The organism is Micromonospora peucetia (assembly GCF_900091625.1).
Lineage (GTDB): Bacteria > Actinomycetota > Actinomycetes > Mycobacteriales > Micromonosporaceae > Micromonospora > Micromonospora peucetia.
This window is the reverse complement of sequence record NZ_FMIC01000002.1, coordinates 2,970,900-2,992,264: the sequence shown is the minus strand read 5'-3', so window position 1 is coordinate 2,992,264 and position 21,365 is coordinate 2,970,900. Positions and strand designations below refer to the sequence as shown.

18 protein-coding genes are annotated in these 21,365 nt (G+C 71.1%); 11 read left to right on the top strand and 7 right to left on the bottom strand.

Features of this window, described 5'->3' with window-relative positions; all coding sequences use genetic code 11:
• Positions 1–15: 15 nt before the first annotated feature.
• From GA0070608_RS14085 to GA0070608_RS14065, 5 genes are all read left to right on the top strand, one after another.
• Positions 16–1,620, top strand: coding sequence for a peptide ABC transporter substrate-binding protein (locus tag GA0070608_RS14085; protein ID WP_091627997.1), 1,605 nt, complete (start codon positions 16–18; stop codon positions 1,618–1,620).
• An 86-nt stretch (positions 1,621–1,706) separates the two neighbouring features.
• Positions 1,707–2,645, top strand: coding sequence for an ABC transporter permease (locus GA0070608_RS14080; RefSeq protein ID WP_091627995.1), 939 nt, complete (start codon positions 1,707–1,709; stop codon positions 2,643–2,645).
• A 134-nt stretch (positions 2,646–2,779) separates the two neighbouring features.
• Complete coding sequence (locus GA0070608_RS14075) at positions 2,780–3,736, top strand: ABC transporter permease (protein ID WP_091627993.1); 957 nt, start codon at positions 2,780–2,782, stop codon at positions 3,734–3,736.
• Between the two features lie 113 nt (positions 3,737–3,849).
• The gene (locus GA0070608_RS14070) at positions 3,850–4,887 is read left to right on the top strand and encodes an ABC transporter ATP-binding protein (RefSeq protein ID WP_091627990.1); all 1,038 of its coding nucleotides are present in this window, start codon (positions 3,850–3,852) and stop codon (positions 4,885–4,887) included.
• On the top strand, positions 4,871–5,899 hold the full coding sequence (locus GA0070608_RS14065; protein ID WP_091627987.1) for an ABC transporter ATP-binding protein: 1,029 nt from the start codon (positions 4,871–4,873) through the stop codon (positions 5,897–5,899). The genes GA0070608_RS14070 and GA0070608_RS14065 overlap by 17 nt, the downstream gene beginning before the upstream one ends.
• A gap of 283 nt (positions 5,900–6,182) precedes the next feature.
• On the opposite strand, the gene purH is transcribed toward GA0070608_RS14065, so the two are convergent.
• Together purH and purN are read right to left on the bottom strand one after the other, a co-directional pair.
• Positions 6,183–7,754, bottom strand: coding sequence for a bifunctional phosphoribosylaminoimidazolecarboxamide formyltransferase/IMP cyclohydrolase (gene purH, locus GA0070608_RS14060; protein ID WP_091627985.1), 1,572 nt, complete (start codon positions 7,752–7,754; stop codon positions 6,183–6,185).
• Complete coding sequence (gene purN / locus GA0070608_RS14055; RefSeq protein ID WP_091627982.1) at positions 7,751–8,371, bottom strand: phosphoribosylglycinamide formyltransferase; 621 nt, start codon at positions 8,369–8,371, stop codon at positions 7,751–7,753. The genes purH and purN overlap by 4 nt, the downstream gene beginning before the upstream one ends.
• A 180-nt stretch (positions 8,372–8,551) precedes the next feature.
• On the opposite strand from purN, the gene GA0070608_RS14050 reads away from it, so the two are divergent.
• The gene (locus GA0070608_RS14050; RefSeq protein ID WP_091627979.1) at positions 8,552–8,854 is read left to right on the top strand and encodes a CD225/dispanin family protein; all 303 of its coding nucleotides are present in this window, start codon (positions 8,552–8,554) and stop codon (positions 8,852–8,854) included.
• A gap of 20 nt (positions 8,855–8,874) precedes the next feature.
• Complete coding sequence (locus GA0070608_RS14045) at positions 8,875–9,561, top strand: DUF4190 domain-containing protein (RefSeq protein ID WP_091627977.1); 687 nt, start codon at positions 8,875–8,877, stop codon at positions 9,559–9,561.
• A 60-nt stretch (positions 9,562–9,621) separates the two neighbouring features.
• Here the strand turns inward: GA0070608_RS14045 and GA0070608_RS14040 are convergent, their stop codons facing one another.
• Complete coding sequence (locus GA0070608_RS14040; RefSeq protein ID WP_091627974.1) at positions 9,622–10,896, bottom strand: cell division protein PerM; 1,275 nt, start codon at positions 10,894–10,896, stop codon at positions 9,622–9,624.
• 158 nt (positions 10,897–11,054) lie between these two features.
• On the opposite strand from GA0070608_RS14040, the gene GA0070608_RS14035 reads away from it, so the two are divergent.
• Positions 11,055–11,321, top strand: a complete 267-nt coding sequence (locus tag GA0070608_RS14035) for a hypothetical protein (protein ID WP_091627972.1) — start codon at positions 11,055–11,057, stop codon at positions 11,319–11,321.
• Between the two features lie 74 nt (positions 11,322–11,395).
• On the opposite strand, the gene sucD is transcribed toward GA0070608_RS14035, so the two are convergent.
• The 3 genes from sucD to icmB all read right to left on the bottom strand — a co-directional run bounded on the left by sucD (position 11,396) and on the right by icmB (position 14,347).
• The gene (gene sucD / locus GA0070608_RS14030) at positions 11,396–12,283 is read right to left on the bottom strand and encodes a succinate--CoA ligase subunit alpha (protein WP_091627969.1); all 888 of its coding nucleotides are present in this window, start codon (positions 12,281–12,283) and stop codon (positions 11,396–11,398) included.
• Between the two features lie 2 nt (positions 12,284–12,285).
• Complete coding sequence (gene sucC / locus GA0070608_RS14025; RefSeq protein WP_091627967.1) at positions 12,286–13,464, bottom strand: ADP-forming succinate--CoA ligase subunit beta; 1,179 nt, start codon at positions 13,462–13,464, stop codon at positions 12,286–12,288.
• A 478-nt stretch (positions 13,465–13,942) separates the two neighbouring features.
• On the bottom strand, positions 13,943–14,347 hold the full coding sequence (gene icmB, locus GA0070608_RS14020) for a coenzyme B12-dependent isobutyryl CoA mutase small subunit (RefSeq protein ID WP_091627965.1): 405 nt from the start codon (positions 14,345–14,347) through the stop codon (positions 13,943–13,945).
• A 428-nt stretch (positions 14,348–14,775) separates the two neighbouring features.
• On the opposite strand from icmB, the gene GA0070608_RS14015 reads away from it, so the two are divergent.
• Both GA0070608_RS14015 and GA0070608_RS14010 read left to right on the top strand, forming a co-directional pair.
• Positions 14,776–15,492: a M23 family metallopeptidase gene (locus GA0070608_RS14015; RefSeq protein WP_091627963.1), complete on the top strand. Its 717-nt coding sequence runs from the start codon at positions 14,776–14,778 to the stop codon at positions 15,490–15,492.
• A gap of 273 nt (positions 15,493–15,765) precedes the next feature.
• On the top strand, positions 15,766–16,518 hold the full coding sequence (locus GA0070608_RS14010; protein ID WP_091627960.1) for a M23 family metallopeptidase: 753 nt from the start codon (positions 15,766–15,768) through the stop codon (positions 16,516–16,518).
• Between the two features lie 58 nt (positions 16,519–16,576).
• Here the strand turns inward: GA0070608_RS14010 and pcrA are convergent, their stop codons facing one another.
• Positions 16,577–18,982 (bottom strand): DNA helicase PcrA, encoded by a 2,406-nt coding sequence (gene pcrA, locus GA0070608_RS14005; protein ID WP_091627957.1) that lies wholly within the window; start codon positions 18,980–18,982, stop codon positions 16,577–16,579.
• Between the two features lie 277 nt (positions 18,983–19,259).
• Between pcrA and GA0070608_RS14000 the strand changes: the two genes are divergently transcribed.
• The gene (locus GA0070608_RS14000) at positions 19,260–21,110 is read left to right on the top strand and encodes a bifunctional metallophosphatase/5'-nucleotidase (RefSeq protein ID WP_091627954.1); all 1,851 of its coding nucleotides are present in this window, start codon (positions 19,260–19,262) and stop codon (positions 21,108–21,110) included.
• The last annotated feature ends 255 nt before the right edge of the window (positions 21,111–21,365 follow it).

Here is a 21,365-nt window from a genome sequence, read left to right as displayed (position 1 = left end):
AGATGAGGAGGCTGTATGCGTGTTCGTAGGCTCGCTGCCTGGACCGCCCTCCCGCTCGCGGTGACCCTGGGCCTGGTGGCCTGCGGCTCGGGCGGCGATGGTGGATCCGGCGAGAGCAACCCCGACGCGGCCGTGCGGATCGAGATCGCCGAGCCGCAGCACCTGGTGCCGACCAACACCAACGAGACGAGTGGGTCACAGGTGCTCTCCGCCCTGTTCAGCCCGCTGGTCGACTACGACGAGGCCAACAAGCCGTACGAGGTGGCGGCCGAGTCGGTGACGTCCGAGGACAACACGACCTGGACGGTCAAGCTGAAGGACGGCTACACCTTCCACAACGGCGAGAAGGTCGTCGCTGACAACTACGTCGACGCCTGGAACTACGGCGCCTACGCCCCGAACGGCCAGAACTCCAGCTACTTCTTCGAGAAGATCGCCGGCTACGAGGACATGCAGGGCGAAGCCCCGAAGGCCAAGACGCTCACCGGGCTGAAGAAGGTCGACGACCTGACCTTCACCGTCACGCTGTCCCAGCCGTACAGCGAGTTCAGGACCATGCTCGGCTACACCGCCTTCTACCCGATGCCGAAGGCCGCGTTCTCCGCGCCCGGCGTGCTGGCCGAGGGCTACGAGCAGGCGCCGGTCGGTCAGGGCCCGTTCAAGATGAAGGGCACCTGGCAGCACGACGCCAAGGTCGAGGTCGAGAAGTACGACGCCTTCCCCGGCGAGAAGCCGAAGGTGGCCGGAGTCGAGTTCCGGATCTACCAGCAGCCGACCGCCGCGTACGCGGACGTGCTCTCGGACAACCTGGACGTCATCAAGACCATCCCGACCGAGAACCTCTCGACGGCCGGCACCGACCTCGGCGACCGGTTCAAGCAGAGCCCGGCCTCGTCGTTCCAGTTCCTGGCCTTCCCGACCTTCGAGAAGGAATTCAGCAACCCGGACGTGCGCAAGGCCATCTCGATGGCGATCGACCGGGACGAGATCACCAAGTCGATCTTCAAGGACTCGCAGCAGCCGGCCCGCTCGTTCGTCTCGCCGGTCGTCGCGGGCTACCGCGACAACACCATCGGCGAGGCCGGCGAGTTCGACCCGGCCAAGGCCAAGGCGCTGTACCAGGCCGCAGGCGGCCCGGCGAAGATCGAGCTGTCCTACAACGGCGACGGCGGTCACAAGGACTGGATCGACGCGACCTGCAACCAGCTCAAGAGCAACCTGGGCGTGGACTGCGTGGGCACCGCCGAGCCGAAGTTCGCGGACCTGCTGACCAAGGTCAAGGACAAGCAGCCGGTCGGCATGTTCCGGCTGGGCTGGGTCATGGACTACCCGTCCATGGAGAACTACCTGGGCCCGCTGTACAGCAGCAACGGCTCGACGAACTACTACGGCTACAGCAACCCGGAGTTCGACAAGTTGCTCGCCGAGGGCTCCAGCGCCGCGAACGAGGAAGAGGCGATCAAGAAGTACCAGGCGGCGGAGGACCTGCTGGCGCAGGACCTGCCGGTGATCCCGCTGCGGTACGGCCAGAACAACTTCGGCCACTCGACCAAGGTCACGAACGTGGAGATGGATCTCTTCGACCGGATCGACCTGCTGAAGATCGAGGCCGTCAAGTAGCAACCACGGCATGACGGGTCGGGCCATCGGCGGACGGTGGCCCGACCCGCCATCTTCTTTGCCCTTTTTCAGAGAGACTGCCAAGTATGTTCCGCTTCATCCTTCGGCGTCTGCTCCAGATGATCCTCGCGTTCTTCGGAACCACGCTGATCGTCTACGCGCTGATGTTCGCCGGCCAGGGCGACCCGATCCAGGCGCTCGCCGGCGAACGCCCGGTCACGGCGGCGCAGCGGGCATACCTGACGGAGAAGTTCCACCTCGACCGGACCGGCGTCGGCGGCTTCTTCTACCGCTACTTCGACTACCTCAAGAACCTGCTCCAGGGTGACCTCGGGCAGTCCCTCACCGGACGCTCGATCAGCGACATCCTGGCCGCCGCCTGGCCGGTCACGATCAAGCTGGCGCTGATCGCCATGGTGGTCACCATCGTCTTCGGAGTCACTGCGGGGGTGCTCGCCGGGATCCGGCGGGCCAGCATCTTCGACAACTCGACGCTGGTGCTGACCCTGCTGGTGCTCGGCATCCCGACGATCGTGCTCGCACCGCTGGCCCAGTACCTCCTCGGCGTCAGGTGGCAGCTCTTCCCGCCCACCGCCGGCGCCGACCCCGACCTGTACGCGCTCCTGCTGCCAGGCATCGTCCTCGGCTCGCTCTCGCTGGCCACCGCGCTGCGGCTGACCCGGACGTCGGTGGCCGAGAACCTGCGCGCCGACTACGTCCGCACCGCCCGATCCAAGGGCCTGGTGAAACGGCGGATCGTCAGCGTCCACGTGCTGCGCAACTCGCTCATCCCGGTGGTCACCTTCCTCGGCGTCGAGCTGGGCAACCTGATGAGCGGCGCGATCATCACCGAGGGCGTGTTCAACATCCCCGGTGTCGGCTTCAACCTCTACCGCGGCATCCGCACCGAGGACGGCCCGCTGGTGGTGGGCATCGTCAGCGTGCTCGTCGTGGTCTACCTCGTCTCCAACCTGGTGGTGGACGTCCTGTACGCCGTACTCGACCCGAGGATCCGCTATGAGTGAGCGCAGCGAACGAATCGGCAGCGCAGTGTTTCGTGCCGGCGCCGAGCGCAGCGAGGTGCGGGCATGAGTGAGCGCAGCGAACGAATCATCAACGCAGCGTTTCGTGCCGGCACAGAGCGAAGCGAGGGGCCGGCATGAGTGACTTCGAGACCGTCGCCGCCAGCGAGAACCAGGCCGCACGGCGGGGGCCGTCGGGTGAGCCGGGCGCACCGGGCCAGGTCGGCGTACCGCAGAAGCCCCGCAGCCTGGCCGGCGACGCCTGGCGCGACCTGCGCCGCAAACCGATCTTCTGGATCAGCCTCATCCTGGTCGTGCTGGTCGCCGCCATGGCCGCCGTTCCCGGTCTGTTCACCACGAACGACCCGCGCGACTGCCTGCTGGCCCGCCAGCACGCCGGCCCGTCCGGCGGAGCGATCTTCGGGTACGACTTCCAGGGCTGCGACACGTACTCCCGGGCGGTGTACGGCGCTCGCGCGTCGCTGCTGGTCGGCGCGCTCTCCGCGCTGTTCACCGGCCTGATCGCGCTCACCGTGGGGATGCTGGCCGGCTACTTCGGCCGCTGGGTCGACGCGGTGCTCTCCCGGGTGATCGACATCGTGCTCGGCATTCCGCTCCTGCTCGCCGCGATCGTGCTGCTCAAGCGGGTCAACAGCGACAGCCCGGCGGTCCGGATCGGCGCGGTGATCTTCGTGCTGGCGCTCCTCGGCTGGACCACCGCCGCCCGCGTCGTCCGCTCCTCGGTGATCACCGCCAGGGAGCAGGACTACGTCGCGGCGGCCCGGATGCTCGGCGCCGGCGACGGCCGGATCATGCTGCGGCACATCCTGCCCAACGCGCTGGCCCCCGCGATCGTGGTGCTGACCATCGCCCTCGGCTCGTTCATCGCCGCCGAGGCGACGCTGAGCTTCCTCGGCATCGGGCTCAAGGCACCGACCATCTCGTGGGGCATCGACATCGACGCGGGCCGGGTGCACATGCGGGAGTCGGCCACCCCGCTGCTGGTCCCGTCGGTCTTCCTCGCGCTGACCGTACTGGCGTTCATCATGCTCGGCGACGCGATCCGCGACGCCTTCGACCCGAAGCTGCGGTGACGGATGCGAACGAGCGCAGCGAGCCCCGCAGTCGCAAGCGAAAGGCAGGCACCCGTGCGAGCGCGAGGAGTGAGCGCAGCGAGCCCCGCAGTCGCAAGCGAAAGGCAGGCACCGTGAGTCAGTCCGCCGTCCAACCCACGCCGGCCTCCCCGACGCCCGAGGGCGGGCACCTGTTGGACGTACGGGACCTGCACATCGAGTTCCGCACCGGCGAGGGCGTGGCCAGGGTGATCAACGGGGTCTCGTACCACCTCGACCCTGGCGAGACGCTCGCCGTGCTCGGCGAGTCGGGCTCCGGTAAGTCGGTCACCGCCCAGGCGATCATGGGCATCCTCGACACTCCGCCAGCCGTGATCCGCTCCGGCGAGGTCCTCTACCAGGGGCGGGACCTGCTGAAGCTGCCGGAGGAGCAGCGCCGGCAGGTGCGCGGCAAGGAGATCGCGATGATCTTCCAGGATGCCCTCTCCGCGCTGAACCCCGTCTTTCCGGTGGGCTGGCAGGTCGGCGAGACGCTGCGCCAGCGCGAGGGCATGTCGAAGGCGGACGCCCGCCGCCGGGTCGTCGAGCTGATGGACCTGGTGCGGATCCCGGGGGCCGCCAACCGGCTCGGCGACTATCCGCACCAGTTCTCCGGGGGCATGCGGCAGCGCGTCATGATCGCGATGGCGCTGGCCATGAACCCGAAGGTGCTGATCGCCGACGAACCGACCACGGCCCTGGACGTCACCGTGCAGGCCCAGATCATGGATCTGCTGGCCGACCTCCGCCGCGACCTCGACATGGCGATGATCCTGATCACCCACGACCTCGGCGTGGTCGCCGGCGTCGCGGACCGGATCGCGGTCATGTACGCCGGCCGGATCATCGAGCACGCCGACGTCCGCTCGTTGTACCGGGCGCCGGCCCACCCGTACACGAAGGGGTTGCTGGAGTCGATCCCGCGGCTGGACGTGCGGGGTCAGGAGCTCTCCACGATCAAGGGGCTGCCGCCCAACCTGATGCGGATCCCGTCCGGCTGCCCCTTCCACCCCCGGTGCCCGTACGTGCAGCAGGTCTGCGTCGACGTGGTGCCGCACGACCTGGTCCTGGACGACGGCCGGACCAGCGCGTGCCATTTCGCCCAGGAGGTCCGTGATGACAGCGCCCGCTAGCCCCACGAAGGTGCGCGGCGAGACGATCCTCGCCGTCGACGGCCTGGTCAAGCACTTCCCGATCCGCCAGGGCGTGCTGTTCCAGAAGCAGATCGGCGCCGTCAAGGCCGTCGACGGGGTCAGCTTCGAGCTGCGCCGGGGTGAGACCCTCGGGGTGGTCGGCGAGTCCGGCTGCGGCAAGTCGACGCTGGCCCGGCTGCTGATGCGGCTGGAGACGCCGACCGCCGGCCGGGCCACCCTGGAGGGCAGGGACCTGTTCAGGGCCTCCGGCGGCGAGCTGCGCCGGCTGCGGCGCAACATGCAGATGGTGATGCAGGATCCGTACACCTCGCTGAACCCGCGGATGACGGTCGGCGACATCATCGGCGAGCCGTTCGAGATCCACCCCGACGCGGCGCCGAAGGGCAGCCGGCAGCAGCGGGTACGGGAACTGCTCGACGTGGTCGGCCTGAACCCCGAGCACATCAACCGGTACCCGCACCAGTTCTCCGGCGGTCAGCGGCAGCGCATCGGCATCGCCCGCGCCCTCGCCCTGCGGCCCGAGATCATCGTCTGCGACGAACCGGTCAGCGCCCTGGACGTGTCGATCCAGGCGCAGGTGATCAACCTGTTGGAGAAGCTCCAGGACGAGTTCGGCCTGTCGTACATCTTCATCGCGCACGACCTGTCCGTGGTCCGGCACATCTCGGACCGGGTCGCGGTGATGTACCTCGGCAAGATCGTGGAGATCGGCACCGAGGACGAGATCTACGAGCGGGCCACCCACCCGTACACCCAGGCGCTGCTCTCGGCCGTGCCGGTGCCGGACCCGGAGGCCCGCGACCAGCAGTCCATGATCCGACTCACCGGCGACGTGCCGAGCCCCGCCGACCCGCCGAGCGGCTGCCACTTCCGCACCCGCTGCTGGAAGGCCCAGGAGGTCTGCGCCACCCAGGAGCCCCACACGGTCCTCCGCGCGGCGGACCCACACCCCTCGGCCTGCCACTTCGCCGAGATCCGCCCCACCCCCTAACCCCCCACACCCACACCCACACCCACACCCACACCCACACCCACACCCACGATCTTGCACTTAATGCCCACAGCCTGTCCGATTTCACCTATACGCCGGGGCACAACGTGCAAGATCGACGCGGGGCGAAGCCTCGGCGCCGCCGATCTTGCACTTTGCGCCCGCAGATTGCCCGCTTCGACCGGAATACCCGGGCGGAAAGTGCAAGATCGACGCGGGGTGGGGGTGGGGTGGGGTGGGGTGGGGGTGGGGTGGGGTGGGGCAGCGCGGGGGGTGGGGTGGGTTAGTGGAAGAAGTGGCGGGTGGCGGTGAGGTACATGGTGACGCCGGCCTCCTTGGCGGCGGCGATGACCTCTTCGTCCCGGATCGAGCCGCCCGGCTGCACGATCGCGCGGACCCCGGCGTCGATGAGGATCTTCGGGCCGTCGGCGAACGGGAAGAACGCGTCCGAGGCGCAGACCGCACCCCGGGCCCGGTCTGCCCCGGCCCGGTTGACCGCGAGTTGCGCCGAGTCGACCCGGTTGACCTGGCCCATCCCGACGCCGACGGTCGCGCCGTCCCTGGCCAGCAGGATCGCGTTGCTCTTCACCGCGCGTACCGCCCGCCAGGCGAAGGCCAGGTCGCGCAGGGTCGCCTCGTCGGCCGGCCCGCCGGTGGCCAGCCGCCAGTTGGCCGGGTCGTCGCCCTCGGCGTCGATCCGGTCGGCCGTCTGCACCAGTACGCCGCCGGTGACCTGCCGCCACTCGGCCGGCAGCGGGTCGAAGGCCGGCGCGTGCAGCAGCCGGATGTTCTTCTTGCCCTGGAGGATCTCCACCGCGCCCTCGTCGAACCCGGGCGCCACCAGCACCTCGGTGAAGATCTCCGAGACCTGCCGGGCCAGCTCGACGGAGACCGGCCGGTTGACGGCGATCACCCCGCCGTACGCGGACACCGGGTCGCAGGCGTGCGCCCTGCGGTGCGCCTCGGCCACGTCGGCGCCGACCGCGATGCCGCACGGGTTGGCGTGCTTGATGATCGCCACCGCCGGCTGGTCGGCGAAGTCGTTGGCCGCCCGCCACGCGGCGTCGGCGTCGACGTAGTTGTTGTAGGACATCTCCTTGCCGTGCAACTGCTCGGCCTGGGCGAGCCCCGCCGGGCTGGACGGGTCGACGTAGAGGGCCGCCGGCTGGTGCGGGTTCTCGCCGTAACGCAGCACCGCCGAGCGGCGCAGCGACAGCCCGGCGAAGTCCGGCCAGCCATTCTCCTCAGGGGCCAGCGTGGCGGCGCACCACTCGGCCACCGCCACGTCGTACTCGGCGATGACGGCGAAGGCACGGGCGGCCAGCACCCGCCGCTGGGCCAGCGTGAAGCCGCCCTCGTCGAGCGCGGCGAGCAGCGCCGGGTACGCGGCCGGGTCGGTCACCACGGCGACCGAGGCGTGGTTCTTGGCTGCCGCCCGGACCATGGCCGGACCACCGATGTCGATCTGCTCCACGCACTCCTCGACGTCGGCACCGGAGGCGACCGTGGCCTGGAACGGGTACAGGTTGGACACCAGCAGGTCGACTCCCGCGATGCCGTGCTCGTCGAGCTGGGCGACGTGGGAGTCCTTGCGGAGGTCGGCGAGGAGCCCGCCGTGCACCTTGGGGTGCAGCGTCTTGACCCGGCCGTCGAGGATCTCCGGGAAACCGGTCACCGTCTCCACCGGGGTCACCGGCACCCCGGCGTCGGCGATGGCGGAGGCCGTGCTGCCGGTCGAGACGATCTCCACCCCGGCCGCGTGCAGCGCCCGGGCCAGCTCGACCAGGCCGGCCTTGTCGTAGACGCTGACCAGCGCCCGCCTGATCGGGCGGCGTACGTCCTGAGTGGAACTCACGGAACAGTGACCTTTCTTCCGGTGATCGTCCAACCTTCGCGGACCAGGCGGCCCACCTGCTCGACGAGCTGGCGCCGCTCGGCTTCCTTGATGCGCTCGGTGAGCGTCTCGACGTCGTCGTCGTCGCACACCGGCACGGCGACCTGCGCGACGATCGGGCCGGTGTCCATTCCGGCGTCGACGAAGAAGAGCGTGGCCCCGGTGACCTTCACGCCGTAGGCGAGGGCGTCGCGCGGGCCGTGGATGCCGGGGAACGCCGGCAGCAGCGTGTTGTGCGTGTTCAGGTAGCGGTCACCGAAGGCGGCCAGGAAGCGCGGGCCGACCAGCTTGAGGAAACCGGCGGAGATGACCAGGTCGGGCCGGTGCTCGGCGACGCGGGCGGTCAGCACGGCGTCCCAGTCCTCGCGGGTGGGGTGGTCGGCGACCCGCTCGACGAAGGTCGGCACCCCGGCCGCGGCGGCCCGGTCGAGGCCCGCGATGCCGTCCCGGTCGGCGCCGACGGCCACCACCCGGGCCCCGTACGCCGGATCGGCGCTCGCATCGAGCAGGGACTGGAGGTTGCTCCCGGAGCCGGAGACGAGGACGACGATGCGGGCGACGGACGCGGGCTCGGTCACCGGGCCAGCCTATCGGGCGGGCCGGGGGGCCCATCCGCTGGGCAATACGACATTCACCGACGACGTGATCGGCCTCGACCAGGTACGCTGCCGGCGCTCGGGCCCGGCGCGCGTCCGGCCCGCACCCGTCAGTGATCCGACGCCCCACCGGGTGTCGAGTGGAATGAGGAGTACGCCGAAATGCAGCCCGGATACCAGCCGCAGCAGCCGCCGTCCGTCGACAACAACATGACGATGTCGATCGTCGCCATCTTCCTCTTCTGGCCGTTGGCCATCCCGGCGATCATCAATGCTTCCAAGGTGAACCCCCTGCTCCAGCAGGGCGACTACGCGGGCGCCCAGGCCGCCGCCGCCGAGTCGAAGAAGTGGTCCAAGTGGGCGCTCATCGTGGGCATCAGCTGGTATGTGATCGTGCTGGTGTGCTGCCTGCTCGGTGGCCTCGCCGGTGTGGTGGGCGGCAGCACCTCCACCAGCAGCTACTGACAGATCGGACGAGGAGTCGCATGCAGCCCGGTTACCCCGGACAGGATCCGTACGGCCAGCAGCCGCACCAGGATCCGGCCGTGCCGCCGCACCACGACCCGTACGCTCCGCCGCCGGCGGCGCCGTACGGTCAGCAGCCCACCTCCGGGCAGCCGAACGACCCGTACGCGGCGCCGCAGTACCCGTACGGCCAGCCGGACCCGTACGGCCAGCCGCCCACCTCGGGTCAGCCCTACGGCCAGCCGCCCACCTCGGGTCAGCCCTACGGCCAGCCGCCCACCTCGGGTCAGCCCTACGGCCAGCCGCCCACCTCGGGTCAGCCCTACGGCCAGCCGGCGCCGGGTCAGCCGTACGGGCAGCAGCCGTACCAGGACCCGTACGGCCAGCAGGCGTACCCACCGCCGATGTACCCGAACGCGGGGTTCGCCGGGAAGGGGCCGGGGCAACAGCAGAACACCCTCGGGCTGGTGTCGATGATCCTCGGCATCGCGTCGATCCCGCTGGTCTGCTGCTATATCGGCATCCCGCTGGGCATCGCCGCGTTGGTGACCGGTTGGCTGGGCAAGCAGAAGGCCGCCCAGGGGCTGGCCGACAACAACGGCCAGGCCCTCGCCGGCCTGATCTGCGGCGCCATCGGCGTCGTGCTGGGCCTGCTCCAGATCGTCGTGCTGAGCCTCGGCGCCTTCGACCTGCCCAATCAGCCCTGAGCGGCACGCGACAGGGGCGTTCCGGCTCGTCCGGGGCGCCCCTTCGGCGTTGTCGGGCCCTCAGCGGGGCGGGCGGGACAGCGCCCGGGTCGCGGCGGCGCCGACCAGCGCCCCGACCGTGACGACCGCGGTCGCCACCGCCGCCACCTGCCAGGCGACCGGCCCCACCTGGGCCAGCCGGCCGCCGCCGAGCGACCCGCCGGAGGCTGCCGCTGCGGCGCCCAGCAGCAGGCCGGCCACCGGGCCGGCGAGCGCCGCCGGCCCGAGCAGCGGCCGCCAGCGCAGCGGCGCCCGGTCGTCGGCGGCGAGCCGGAGCAGCCGGCGGGCGAGCAGCCAACCCGCGGCCATCCCGGCGAGGACCGGCACCGCGAGCAGCCCGGCCCCGAGCCCGTCGACCGGCCCGCGCGGCAGCCCGGCCAGCAGTGGTACGGCCGGCAGCGCCCCCACGGAGACCTCGCTGGTACGCACCGCCGTGTCGGTGCCGACGGCGAAGCCCGGGCCGAGCAGATAGCTGACCGACCAGACCGTGGCGTTGGGCGCGTAGGCGAGGCTGACAAGCGTGATCCCGGCCTGGCCGGCGACCCCGGTGCGGTAGGCCCCGATCAGGTCGGCGGCGTCCCCGCCACCGGTGGCCACGGCGAGCCCCGCCGCGCCGGCCCCGGCGCTGAACAGCAGCAGCCCGGCGACCAGACCGGTGCGGATCCCGTCGCGCAGCGGCTCCGGGGATCGCGCGCCGAGCAGACCGGCCACCTGCGTGGTCCGGGCCGAGCCGACCCCTGCCCCGAGCGTGCCGAGCACCACGAACGTCAGCCCGGCGCGGACCGGTGACGTGCCGACGAGCAGCGCGCCGAGCACCCCGAGCAGCGCGTACGCCAGGCCGACCGCACCGGCGGCGAGGAGCGTCTGCCGGGGTGACCGCCCGCCCCGCGCGCCGATGGCCCGGCTGGCGTGCACGCCCGCCCGGGTCAGCCGCCAGAGCACCAGTGCGGTCAGCGCCAGCGGGGCCAGCCCGAGAGGACCGGCGGCGGTGTCCAGCGGAACGCCGTGCCCGAGCAGCCAGCCGGCCAGCCCGGCGCGGAGCGCGCCCGGCACGGAGGCGGCACCCTCGCTGAGCTGGAAGAGCCAGAGCACGACCACGACCGGCAGCCACGAGGTGAGCGCCGCCCAGCCGGCCGCGACCCCGGCGGCGACGACGAGCGGGGCGCGGCTGCGGCGCGGCTCGCCGGCGCGCGGCCCGGGCACCCGCCGGCCCCGCCCGGCGGGTGCGGCCGGCCGGGCGTCGGGGCCGACTCTCGCGCCGGAGCGGCTGGGCTGATCAGGGGTGACGGAGGACATCGCGTCTACTCTGGCATGTCGGGCCGGCGGTGGCAGTCCGATACCGCCCCGCGGCGGCGACGAGTTCCGTGATCCACCATCCCCCGCCCCCGATCCGGTCTAGCCTCGGGCGCAGGGACGCGACCGAGGGTCGCGGCACCGACGTCCGGAGGAGAGCCGTGAACACTCCGTATCCGCCGCCCCCGCCGCCACCGGCCGCGGCCGGCCAGAACCGTACGGTCCTCTGGGGCGTGCTCGGTATCATCCTCGGCCTGCTCTGCTGCGGCATCCTGGGGATCGTCTTCGGCTACCTGTCGATCCGGGACGCCAAGCGGTTCGGCCAGTCGCCCGTGCTCGGCTACCTGGCAATCGCGTTCGGTGTGCTCAACATCATCGGTAGTGGCATCCTCTGGGCCGGCGGCAACTACCCGCTCTACAACGACTGAGGCCGCCCGCCCCACGACGGCCGGAGGGCCGACCGCGAACGGTCGGCCCTCCGGTCGTACGTCGGTAGTAGGGCTCAGCCCGCGGACATGATCTCCCGCATGAGCTTGGCGGTCTCGGTCGGGGTCTTGCCGACCTTGACGCCGACGGCCTCCAGCGCGCTCTTCTTGGCGTCGGCCGTGCCTGCCGAGCCGGAGATGATCGCGCCGGCGTGACCCATGGTCTTGCCGGGTGGCGCGGTGAAGCCGGCGATGTAGCCGACCACCGGCTTGGTCACGTTCTCCTTGATGAACTCGGCGGCCCGCTCCTCGGCGTCGCCACCGATCTCACCGATCATGACGATCGCGTCGGTGTCCGGGTCGGCCTCGAACGCGGCGAGCGCGTCGATGTGGGTGGTGCCGATGATCGGGTCGCCGCCGATGCCGACGCAGGTCGAGAAGCCGATGTCGCGCAGCTCGTACATCATCTGGTAGGTCAGCGTGCCGCTCTTGCTGACCAGGCCGATGCGGCCGGTGCCGGTGATGTCGGCCGGGATGATGCCGGCGTTGGAGGCACCCGGCGAGGCGATGCCCGGGCAGTTCGGACCGATGATCCGGGTCCGCTCCCCCTTGGCGACGTTGTACGCCCAGAACGCGGCGGTGTCGTGCACCGGCACACCCTCGGTGATCACCACGGCCAGTTCGATCCCGGCGTCGATCGCCTCGACGACCGCGCCCTTGGTGAACTGCGGCGGCACGAAGATCACGGTCACGTCGGCACCGGTCTGTGCCATCGCGTCCGCGACGCCGGCGAAGACCGGCAGCTCGGTGCCGTCGAAGTCGACCGTCTGGCCCGCCTTGCGCGGGTTGACGCCGCCGACGACGTTGGTGCCCGCGGCGAGCATCCGCCGGGTGTGCTTGGAACCCTCGGAACCGGTCATCCCCTGAACGATGACCTTCGAGTCCTTGGTCAGCCAGATAGCCATTGTCAGACCCCCGCAGCCGCCAGCTCGGCGGCCCGCTCGGCCGCGCCATCCATCGTGTCGACCCGCTGGACCAGCGGGTTGTTCGCGCCGTCGAGGATCGCCCGGCCGGCCTCGGCGTTGTTGCCGTCGAGGCGGACGACCAGCGGCTTGGTGACCTGCTCGCCGCGCTGTTCGAGCAGGGCCAGCGCCTGCACGATGCCGTTGGCGACCTCGTCGCAGGCGGTGATGCCGCCGAAGACGTTGACGAAGACGCTCTTCACCGACGGGTCGGAGAGGACGATCTCCAGCCCGTTCGCCATCACGGCGGCGCTCGCGCCGCCGCCGATGTCGAGGAAGTTGGCCGGCTTGACGCCGCCGTGCCGCTCACCGGCGTACGCGACCACGTCGAGGGTCGACATGACCAGGCCGGCGCCGTTGCCGATGATGCCGACCTCGCCGTCGAGCTTGACGTAGTTGAGGTCCTTCGCCTTGGCGGCCTGCTCCAGCGGGTCCACCGCGGCCTGGTCTACCAGCGCCTCGTGGTCCGGGTGCCGGAACGCGGCGTTCTCGTCGAGGGTGATCTTGGCGTCGAGCAGCAGCAGCCTGCCCTCGCCGGTCTTGGCCAGCGGGTTCACCTCGACCAGCGTGGCGTCCTCGGCGACGAAGGCCTTCCACAGGTCCACGGCGACCGCGACGACCTGGTCGGCGACCTCGGCCGGGAAGTTGGCGGCGGTGACGATCTCGCGCGCCTTCGCCTCGTCGACGCCGGTGTTGGCGTCGATCGGGGCCTTGACGACCTTCTCCGGGGTCTCGACGGCGACCTGCTCGATGTCCATGCCGCCGGCAACGCTGGCGATGCAGAGGAAGGTGCGGTTCGCCCGGTCGAGCAGGTAGGAGAAGTAGTACTCCTCGGCCACGTCCGCGGTCACGGTGATCATGACCTTGTGGACGGTGTGGCCCTTGATGTCCATGCCGAGGATGTCCGTGGCGCGGGCCACCGTCTCCTCGGCGCCCTCGGCCAGCTTCACGCCGCCGGCCTTGCCGCGGCCACCGACCTTCACCTGCGCCTTGACGACCACCCGACCGCCGAGGCGTTCGGCGATCGCGCGGGCCTCCTCCGGGGTCGTGGCAACGCCGCCGGCAAGCACGGGCAAGCCGTGCCGCTCGAACAGGTCCCGCCCCTGGTACTCGTACAGGTCCACGTTTGCGCGTCCCGTCCCGTCTCCGCGGCGCGCCGTCGCGCCGCCACCAGCGTATGGAAAACAGTTTGACGCCTGTCATCAGTTGAAACAGGCCATTGGGCGCAGCCTAGCGAGGTGGACACCGCCGGCAACCGAGCGGGTGCGCGTTGTGTGGTAATGCACAATCGGCGGCGGCGCGCGGCCTTTCCGCGACTTCGGCCCGATGTCAGCCGTCCGGGCGATGTTGCCGGGGGTGCGTAACCCCTCCGTCGGGGCGTCGTTGAGTCAGGTGTCGGAGCGCTGATGCAGCGCGGCGACGGGAGACGGCCGATGCCCTGTCGGTCGAGGGGTGGCGGCGGGGCATCGTGCATAGAGGGGCCGGACGTGTGAGGGGTGCGTCCGGCCCCTCCCCCTGTCCGACGTCAGCCGCCGACCGGCCACCGGCCCGCAGTACGCGATCGCCGGCCTGTGCAGTCCGCTCTCGGCCCGCGACCGCCGGTCAGGCGACCGGCTGGGCGACGTTCTGCCGGACCCACTCGACGATCGACTGGGTGGTCGCGCCCGGCGTGAAGATCTTGGCGACCCCGAGCCGCTCCAGCTCCGGCAGGTCGGCGTTGGGGATGATGCCGCCGCCGAACACGACGATGTCGCGGGCGTCGCGCTCACCGAGCAGTTCCAGCACCCGCCGGAACAGCGTCATGTGCGCCCCCGACAGCACGGACAGCCCGACCGCGTCGGCGTCCTCCTGGATCGCGGTCTCCACGATCTGTTCCGGGGTCTGGTGCAGGCCGGTGTAGATGACCTCCATACCGGCGTCCCGAAGGGCACGCGCGACGACCTTTGCGCCACGGTCGTGGCCGTCCAGGCCCGGCTTGGCGACGACGACCCGAACACGAGAGCTCATCAGCGCATCCCTTTCACCGGCTTCGCGGCTTCCTGAACGAACGGTAACCCGACCGACCCGGCCCGGGAAATCCGGGAGGCGAACCTGGCTGCGCGCGGCCCGACCGACCCCACGCCGGACAGGTACGCCCTACCACGACGACCCTCGACGTCAAGCCGGACGACTCCGCCGTTCGGTCACGCTGCGCGACGAACGGGCAGTTAGGGGGACACCGTTCGATGGGTATGAGCCATGACAATCCCGGACGCAAAGGGACAGAACGCGGCGGCAATTCGGCGCTTCGGCTTGTGACGGGACTGGTCGTTGGCTAACGTGTCCACGGTTGTCATCAGGTCCACCGACGGGTGACGACGCGGCCAGCCAACGTTCACCAGTGCTTCACGGGCGTTGGGAAAGCCGCATCGGATCCCCGACAACGGAGGGTGTGCGTGCGCCAGCGCCTGTCGTCTGAGCCCGATCGATATCGCGGTCGCCGCCGCGTACCCACCCCCCCGCGTAGCCGCTACGCAGCCGTCGTCACCACCGCTTTCGTCGGCGCCGGCATCGTCGCCATCGGCGCCGGAGCCCTGCCGGACGCCAAGAGCGTCAGCCCGTCGGTCCTTGACGAGCTCAAGGCCGCCTCGACCATCAACCAGGACGCCGCGGCCCGCGCCGACGCCGACGACCGCGCCTCCCGCGACAGCGACCGGGCCGGAGCAGACGAATCCGCCGAGCCCGAGGCCTGGCTGCTCCCCCTCCAGGGCTACGAGTTCAAATCGCCCTACGGCATGCGCTGGGGCAAGATGCACACCGGCGTCGACCTGGTCGCCCCCGAGGGCACGCCCTACGTCGCCATCCACAGCGGCACCGTCACCAAGGCCGGCTGGTTCGGCGGCTACGGCTACACGGTGATCGTCCAGCACGCCGACGGCGCCGAGGCGATCTACGGTCACTCCTCCGCGCTGAGCGTGAAGGAGGGGCAGCAGGTGAAGGCGGGCGACCAGCTCGGCCTCGTCGGCAACACCGGCCACTCCTACGGCCCCCACCTGCACCTGGAGGTGCATGTCAAGGGCGAGCCGCGCGACCCGGTGCCGTGGCTCAAGAAGCACGGAGTGGACATCCAGCTACAAGTCGAGGCGTACTACAGCGAGGTAGCCGCACCCTGACGCTGCGTATCGCCCGCCAGCCGCCCGGATCTGTCGATCCGGGCGGTTTTTCGTTGTCACCCCACGCCGAAAGTGATACGGGTCACGGTCGTGATTGTGGTCGACGCCATTGCCACCCATGATCACTTTTGCGGTCGAAGGCTACGCAAATACACAAAACGGGCGGCAGCGCGCGCCACCGGCCGACCCAGGTCCCCTCCCACTACCCGTCACGCCACGTACCGACACCAGTATTTCGAGGTCCAGTGCCCCCTCGATCAGTGAAGGTCCGCCGTGCAGGAAGACATTCGGAACGAGAACACCCCCGACGCCCCCGTCCGGCACCGGCGGATCGGCCGCACCCGCGTGATCATCGCTGCGGCGGCCCTGGCCGGGCTCGGCCTCGGCGGAGCCGCCTTCGCGGCCACCGGGAACGACGAGCCCTCCGTCCCCGCCGCCGCCGTCGACACGCAGGCCCGCGCGGAGGCCGCCGACCGCGCCGACCGCTCCACCCGCGAGACCACCGCACCGGCCACCCCCTCGGCGAGCCCGACGCCCAGCCCGACGAAGGCCAGCCCGACGGCGAAGCCCAGCCCCAAGGCGACCACCGCCAAGCCGAAGCCGAAGCAGACCAGCAAGCCGAAGCCCAGCTGGGTCATCCCGATGAAGGGCGCGGCGATCACCTCCTGCTACGGCCCGCGCTGGGGCACCCAGCACGCCGGCATCGACTTCGCGCTGCCCGCCGGCACCCCGGTCCGCGCGGCCTTCGGCGGCACCGTCACCAAGGCCGGTGACGTCGGCGACGGATACGGCATCTCCGTCTTCGTCGACCACGGCAACGGCTACCTGACCCACTACGCCCACCTGAGCACCGCCAAGGTGAGCGTGGGCGCGAAGGTCGCTGCCGGGCAGACCCTCGGCCTGGAGGGGTCCACCGGCGACTCCACCGGCCCGCACCTGCACTTCGAGGTGCACCAGGGCCAGATGTGGAACCAGATCGACCCCGCGCCGTTCCTGCGCGCCCGGGGCATCGACGTGGCCTGCTGACCCGTACCACCGGAAACGGCCCGGTCCGGCGCGCTGCCGAACCGGGCCGTGCCGGGTCTCAGAGCTTGTCGACCGGGGCGTGCCGGAGCACCAGCCACATCGTCTGGTCGCCGAAGTCGATCTGCGCCCGGGCGCCCGGGCCGTGCCCCTCCACGGCCAGCACCCGGCCCAGGCCGTAGCGCTGGTGGTTGACCCGGTCGCCGGCGGAGACCTTCGGCCCCTGCGGCAACTCGCTCGCCGTGGTCAGCCGGCTGGCGTCGACCCCCAGCCGCTTCGCCAGCTGCGCCGCCTTGGGCGTACCACCGTTGAAGCCCCCGCGCCCGCCGGGCACACGGTCCGCGCGGCCACCCACGCCGCCGCCCCCGCCGGCCCACGAGGTGTACGACCCCTCGGTGCGCTCCCAGCGGACCAGCTCCGGCGGGAGTTCCTCCAGGAACCGCGACGGCGGGTTGTAGGCCGGCTGCCCCCACGCCGAGCGGGTGACCGCCCGGGACAGGTAGAGACGCTGGCGGGCCCGGGTGATCCCGACGTACGCCAGCCGGCGTTCCTCCTCCAACTCCCGGCTGTCGCCCAGCGAGCGCAGGTGCGGGAAGACGCCGTCCTCCAGGCCGGTCAGGAAGACCACCGGGAATTCCAGGCCCTTCGCGGTGTGCAGCGTCATCAGGGTCACCACGCCCTGGTGGTCCGGGTCGTCCGTCGGCACCTGGTCGGCGTCGGCGACCAGCGCGACCTGCTCCAGGAAGCCGGCCAGGGTCGCCCGCTCCCCCTCCTCGCCGATCGCCTCGATCCGCTCCGTGTACTCCCGGGCGACACTGACCAGCTCCTGGAGGTTGTCGACCCGCCCCGCGTCCTGCGGGTCGAGGCTCTCCTCCAGCTCGGTGAGGTAGCCCGAGCGGGTCAGCAGCGTCTCCAGAACCTCCTCCGGAGTGCCCGTCTCGGCCAGCTCGCGGGCGCCGTCGAGCAGGGCGACGAAGTCGGCGATGCCGTTGGCCGCCCGGGTGGAGATGCCCGGGGCGTCCTTCGCCCGCCGCAGCGCCGCCCCGAAGGAGACCCGGTCCCGGCTGGACAGCGCCTCCACGCACGCCTCGGCCCGGTCGCCGATGCCCCGGCGCGGCGTGTTGAGGACCCGGCGCAGGCTGACCGTGTCGTCGTCGTTGACCACCGCGCGCAGGTAGGCCAGCGCGTCGCGGACCTCCTTGCGCTCGTAGAAGCGCACCCCGCCGACGACCTTGTAGGGAAGTCCGACCCGGATGAACACCTCCTCGAAGACCCGGGACTGGGCGTTGGTGCGGTAGAAGACGGCCACGTCGCCGGGGCGGGTCTCGTCGGCGTCGACCAGCCGGTCGATCTCGCGGGCCACCCAGTCGGCCTCGGCGTGCTCGGTGTCCGCCACGTAGCCGACGATCGGCTCGCCGGCGCCCGCCTCGCTCCACAGCCGCTTCGGCTTACGCGAGGTGTTCCGGTCGATCACCGCGTTGGCCGCGTTGAGAATGGTCTGGGTCGAGCGGTAGTTCTGCTCAAGCAGGATCGTCCGGGCGTCGCTGAAGTCGCGCTCGAACTCCAGGATGTTACGGATCGTGGCGCCCCGGAACGCGTAGATCGACTGGTCGGCGTCACCGACCACGCAGAGTTCCGCCGGCTCGATCCCCTCCGTGCCGGAGACCAGCTCCTTGATCAGCGTGTACTGGGCGTGGTTGGTGTCCTGGTATTCGTCCACCAGCACGTGCCGGAACCGCCGACGGTAGCTCTCCGCGACGTGCGGATGGGACTGGAGCAGGTGCACCGTCGCCATGATCAGGTCGTCGAAGTCCAGCGCGTGCGCCTCGCGCAGCCGCCGCTGGTAGAGCGTGTAGGCCTCCGCCAGCGCCCGCTCGTTGGGGCCCTTGGCTCGGCCCGCGAACTCCTCCGGGTCGACCAACTCGTTCTTCAGGTTCGAGACCTGGGCGGCGAGCCCACGCGCCGGATAGCGCTTCGGGTCGAGGTCGAGCTCCCTGGTGACCATCTGCATCAGCCGGCGGGAGTCGTCCGCGTCGTAGATCGAGAAGGTCGACTTCAGCCCGGCGTGCTCGTGCTCGGCGCGCAGGATGCGCACGCACGCGGAGTGGAAGGTCGACACCCACATCAGCCGGGCGCGGGGACCCACCAGGTGGGCGACCCGCTCCTTCATCTCACCGGCGGCCTTGTTGGTGAAGGTGATCGCGATGATCTCACCGGGGTGCACATCCCGTGCGGCCAGCAGATAGGCGATCCGATGGGTGAGCACCCGGGTCTTGCCCGAGCCCGCACCGGCCACGATCAGCAGCGGCGAGCGGGCGTGGGTGACGGCGTCACGCTGCGGCCCGTTCAAGCCCTCGACCAGCGCCTGCGGATCGAGGTGGACGGCCGCCGACCTGGGCCGGTGCGGCGAGGTCGGGGCAGGCGCCGACGCGGGCGGGGACACGGGGATGTCGAAGAGAGGATGCATCGCACGGCGAGTCTATGCCGCCGGGCGGACACTTCCCCGCCGCGCACACCCCCGGCACACCCGAGCCGCCGTCCAGGCCGATCCAACCGCCACCACCCCTGCCCGTTCGGGTGTCAGGAAGGGTCCCTTCCTGACGCATCGGGTCAGAAAGGGACCCTCCCTTACACCCGGTCGAGACGAAGATGTCACCCTGTCGCGTCTGGTGTCGGCGTCCCCCATGCAGAACGATGACGGTGAAAATCCGGATCCTCCCCCGTACACGACTGGGAGAACGACCATGACTCAGCCGCGTTCGCGCGGTCGGGGGGCGCTGCGCCACCTCGCCGCGCCCGCCCTCGCGTTGGCCGTCGTCGCCACGCTGTCGACCGCTTCCCGACCCACGCCGGCCCCCGCCGACGACCAGTGGGCCGCCCTCGCCCCCGTCTCGGTCTCCTACGCCGCCCCCACCGGCGGGGAGGTCAAGGGCAACTTCCTGAGCTACAACGACTTCCACGGCGCCATCGACCCGCCCGGCGGCAGCGGCGCGACGGTCAACGGCACGCCCGCCGGCGGCGTGGAGTACCTCGCCACCTGGCTGAAGAAGCTGCGCGCCGAGGCCAGGGCCGAGGGGCGCGGCACGACCACCGTCGGCGCCGGCGACCTGATCGGCGCCACCCCGCTCGTCAGCGCGGCCTTCCACGACGAGCCGACCATCGAGCTGATGGACGAGATCGGCCTGGACATCAGCTCCGTCGGCAACCACGAGTTCGACGAGGGCGTCGACGAGCTGATCCGGATCAACAAGGGCGGCTGCCACCCGGTCGACGGCTGCCAGGACGGCGACGGCTTCGCCGGCGCGAAGTTCACCTACCTGGCCGCCAACACCGTCAGCAAGAAGACCGGCCTGCCGATCCTGCCCCCGATCGACGTGCGGTTCGTCAACGGCGTGCCCGTCGGCTTCGTCGGCGTGACCCTGGAGGGCACCCCGAGCATCGTCAACCCGGCCGGCATCGCCTCCGTGAAGTTCACCGACGAGGTGGCGACCGCCAACAAGTGGGGCGGCCTGCTCAAGCTCTTCGGCGTCAAGGCGATGGTGCTGCTCGTGCACGAGGGCGGCGCCCAGTCGCCGCCGCCGGCCACCCCGGGCGTCTCGGACTGCGCCAACTTCTCCGGCCCGGTCGTGGACATCGTCCGCGGCCTGCGGCCGGAGTTCGGGCTGGTGGTCTCCGGCCACACCCACCGCTTCTACTCCTGCTCCCTGCCGAACTCCTCGGGCGCCCGCAGCGTGGTCACCAGCGCCGGCAACAACGGCCAGCTGATCACCGACGTGGACTACTCGCTGGACCGGCGCACCGGCCGGTTCACCGGGATCACCGCCCGCAACGTCGTCGTCGAGAACGGCGTCCGCAACCCGGACGGCAGCTGGCAGCAGAGCGCGCCGGGCGCGTACGTGCGCAACCCCGATCTGGTGGACCCGGGCGCCAAGGCGCTGGCCGACAAGTACCGGGCGGCCGTCGCGCCCATCGCCAACCGGGTCGTGGGCCGGATCTCGGCCGACATCGTCCGCGACGCCCGCCCCAGCGGGGAGAGCCCGCTGGGTGACGTGATCGCCGACGCGCAGCTCGCGTACACCCGGTCGAACGGGGCACAGATCGCCCTGATGAACCCGGGCGGAATCCGGGCGTCGCTGCCGTACGCGGCCTCGGCCGGGGGCGAGGCACCCGGTGAGATCACCTACGGCGAGGCGTTCACCGTCCAGCCGTTCAACAACCTGGTGGTCACCCAGACCCTCACCGGCGCGCAGTTGCGCAACGTGCTGGAGCAGCAGTTCGTCGGCTTCAACGGGCAGACCACCCAGCGCATCCTCCAGGTCTCCGTCGGACTGACCTACTCCTACGACAGCACCGCCCCGGCGGGCTCGCGGGTGAGCGCCCTGGCGTTCGGCGGTGCGCCGGTCGACCCCGCAGCCAGCTACCGGGTCACCACGAACGACTTCCTGGCCAACGGCGGGGACGGCTTCACCGAGTTGCAGGCCGGCACCGACCGGGCCACCGCCCCCGGCTTCGACGTCGACGCGCTCGTGGCGTACCTGGGCACCGGCACCCCGGTCGCCCCCGGGCCCGCCGACCGCATCACCCGCCTCGGCTGAGACGAGGGCGGTCCCGGCGTCGCGACGGCGCCGGGACCGCCCGTCCGGGCACGGGTTGCGCCGAATCCTTGCGCGGGCCGGCCGGGGGCCGGCATACTCGACGACGTGTTCGGTCAGCGTTTCTACTTTTACTACGGCACCGGAAGTCCGGCAGCCGTAGGTCGCGCCTGATCAACCAGACCTACGAGAAAGCCCCGGGCTCCTGAAGCCCGGGGCTTTCTCCGTCCCGGGATCCGGGCACCGGGCACCAGACGG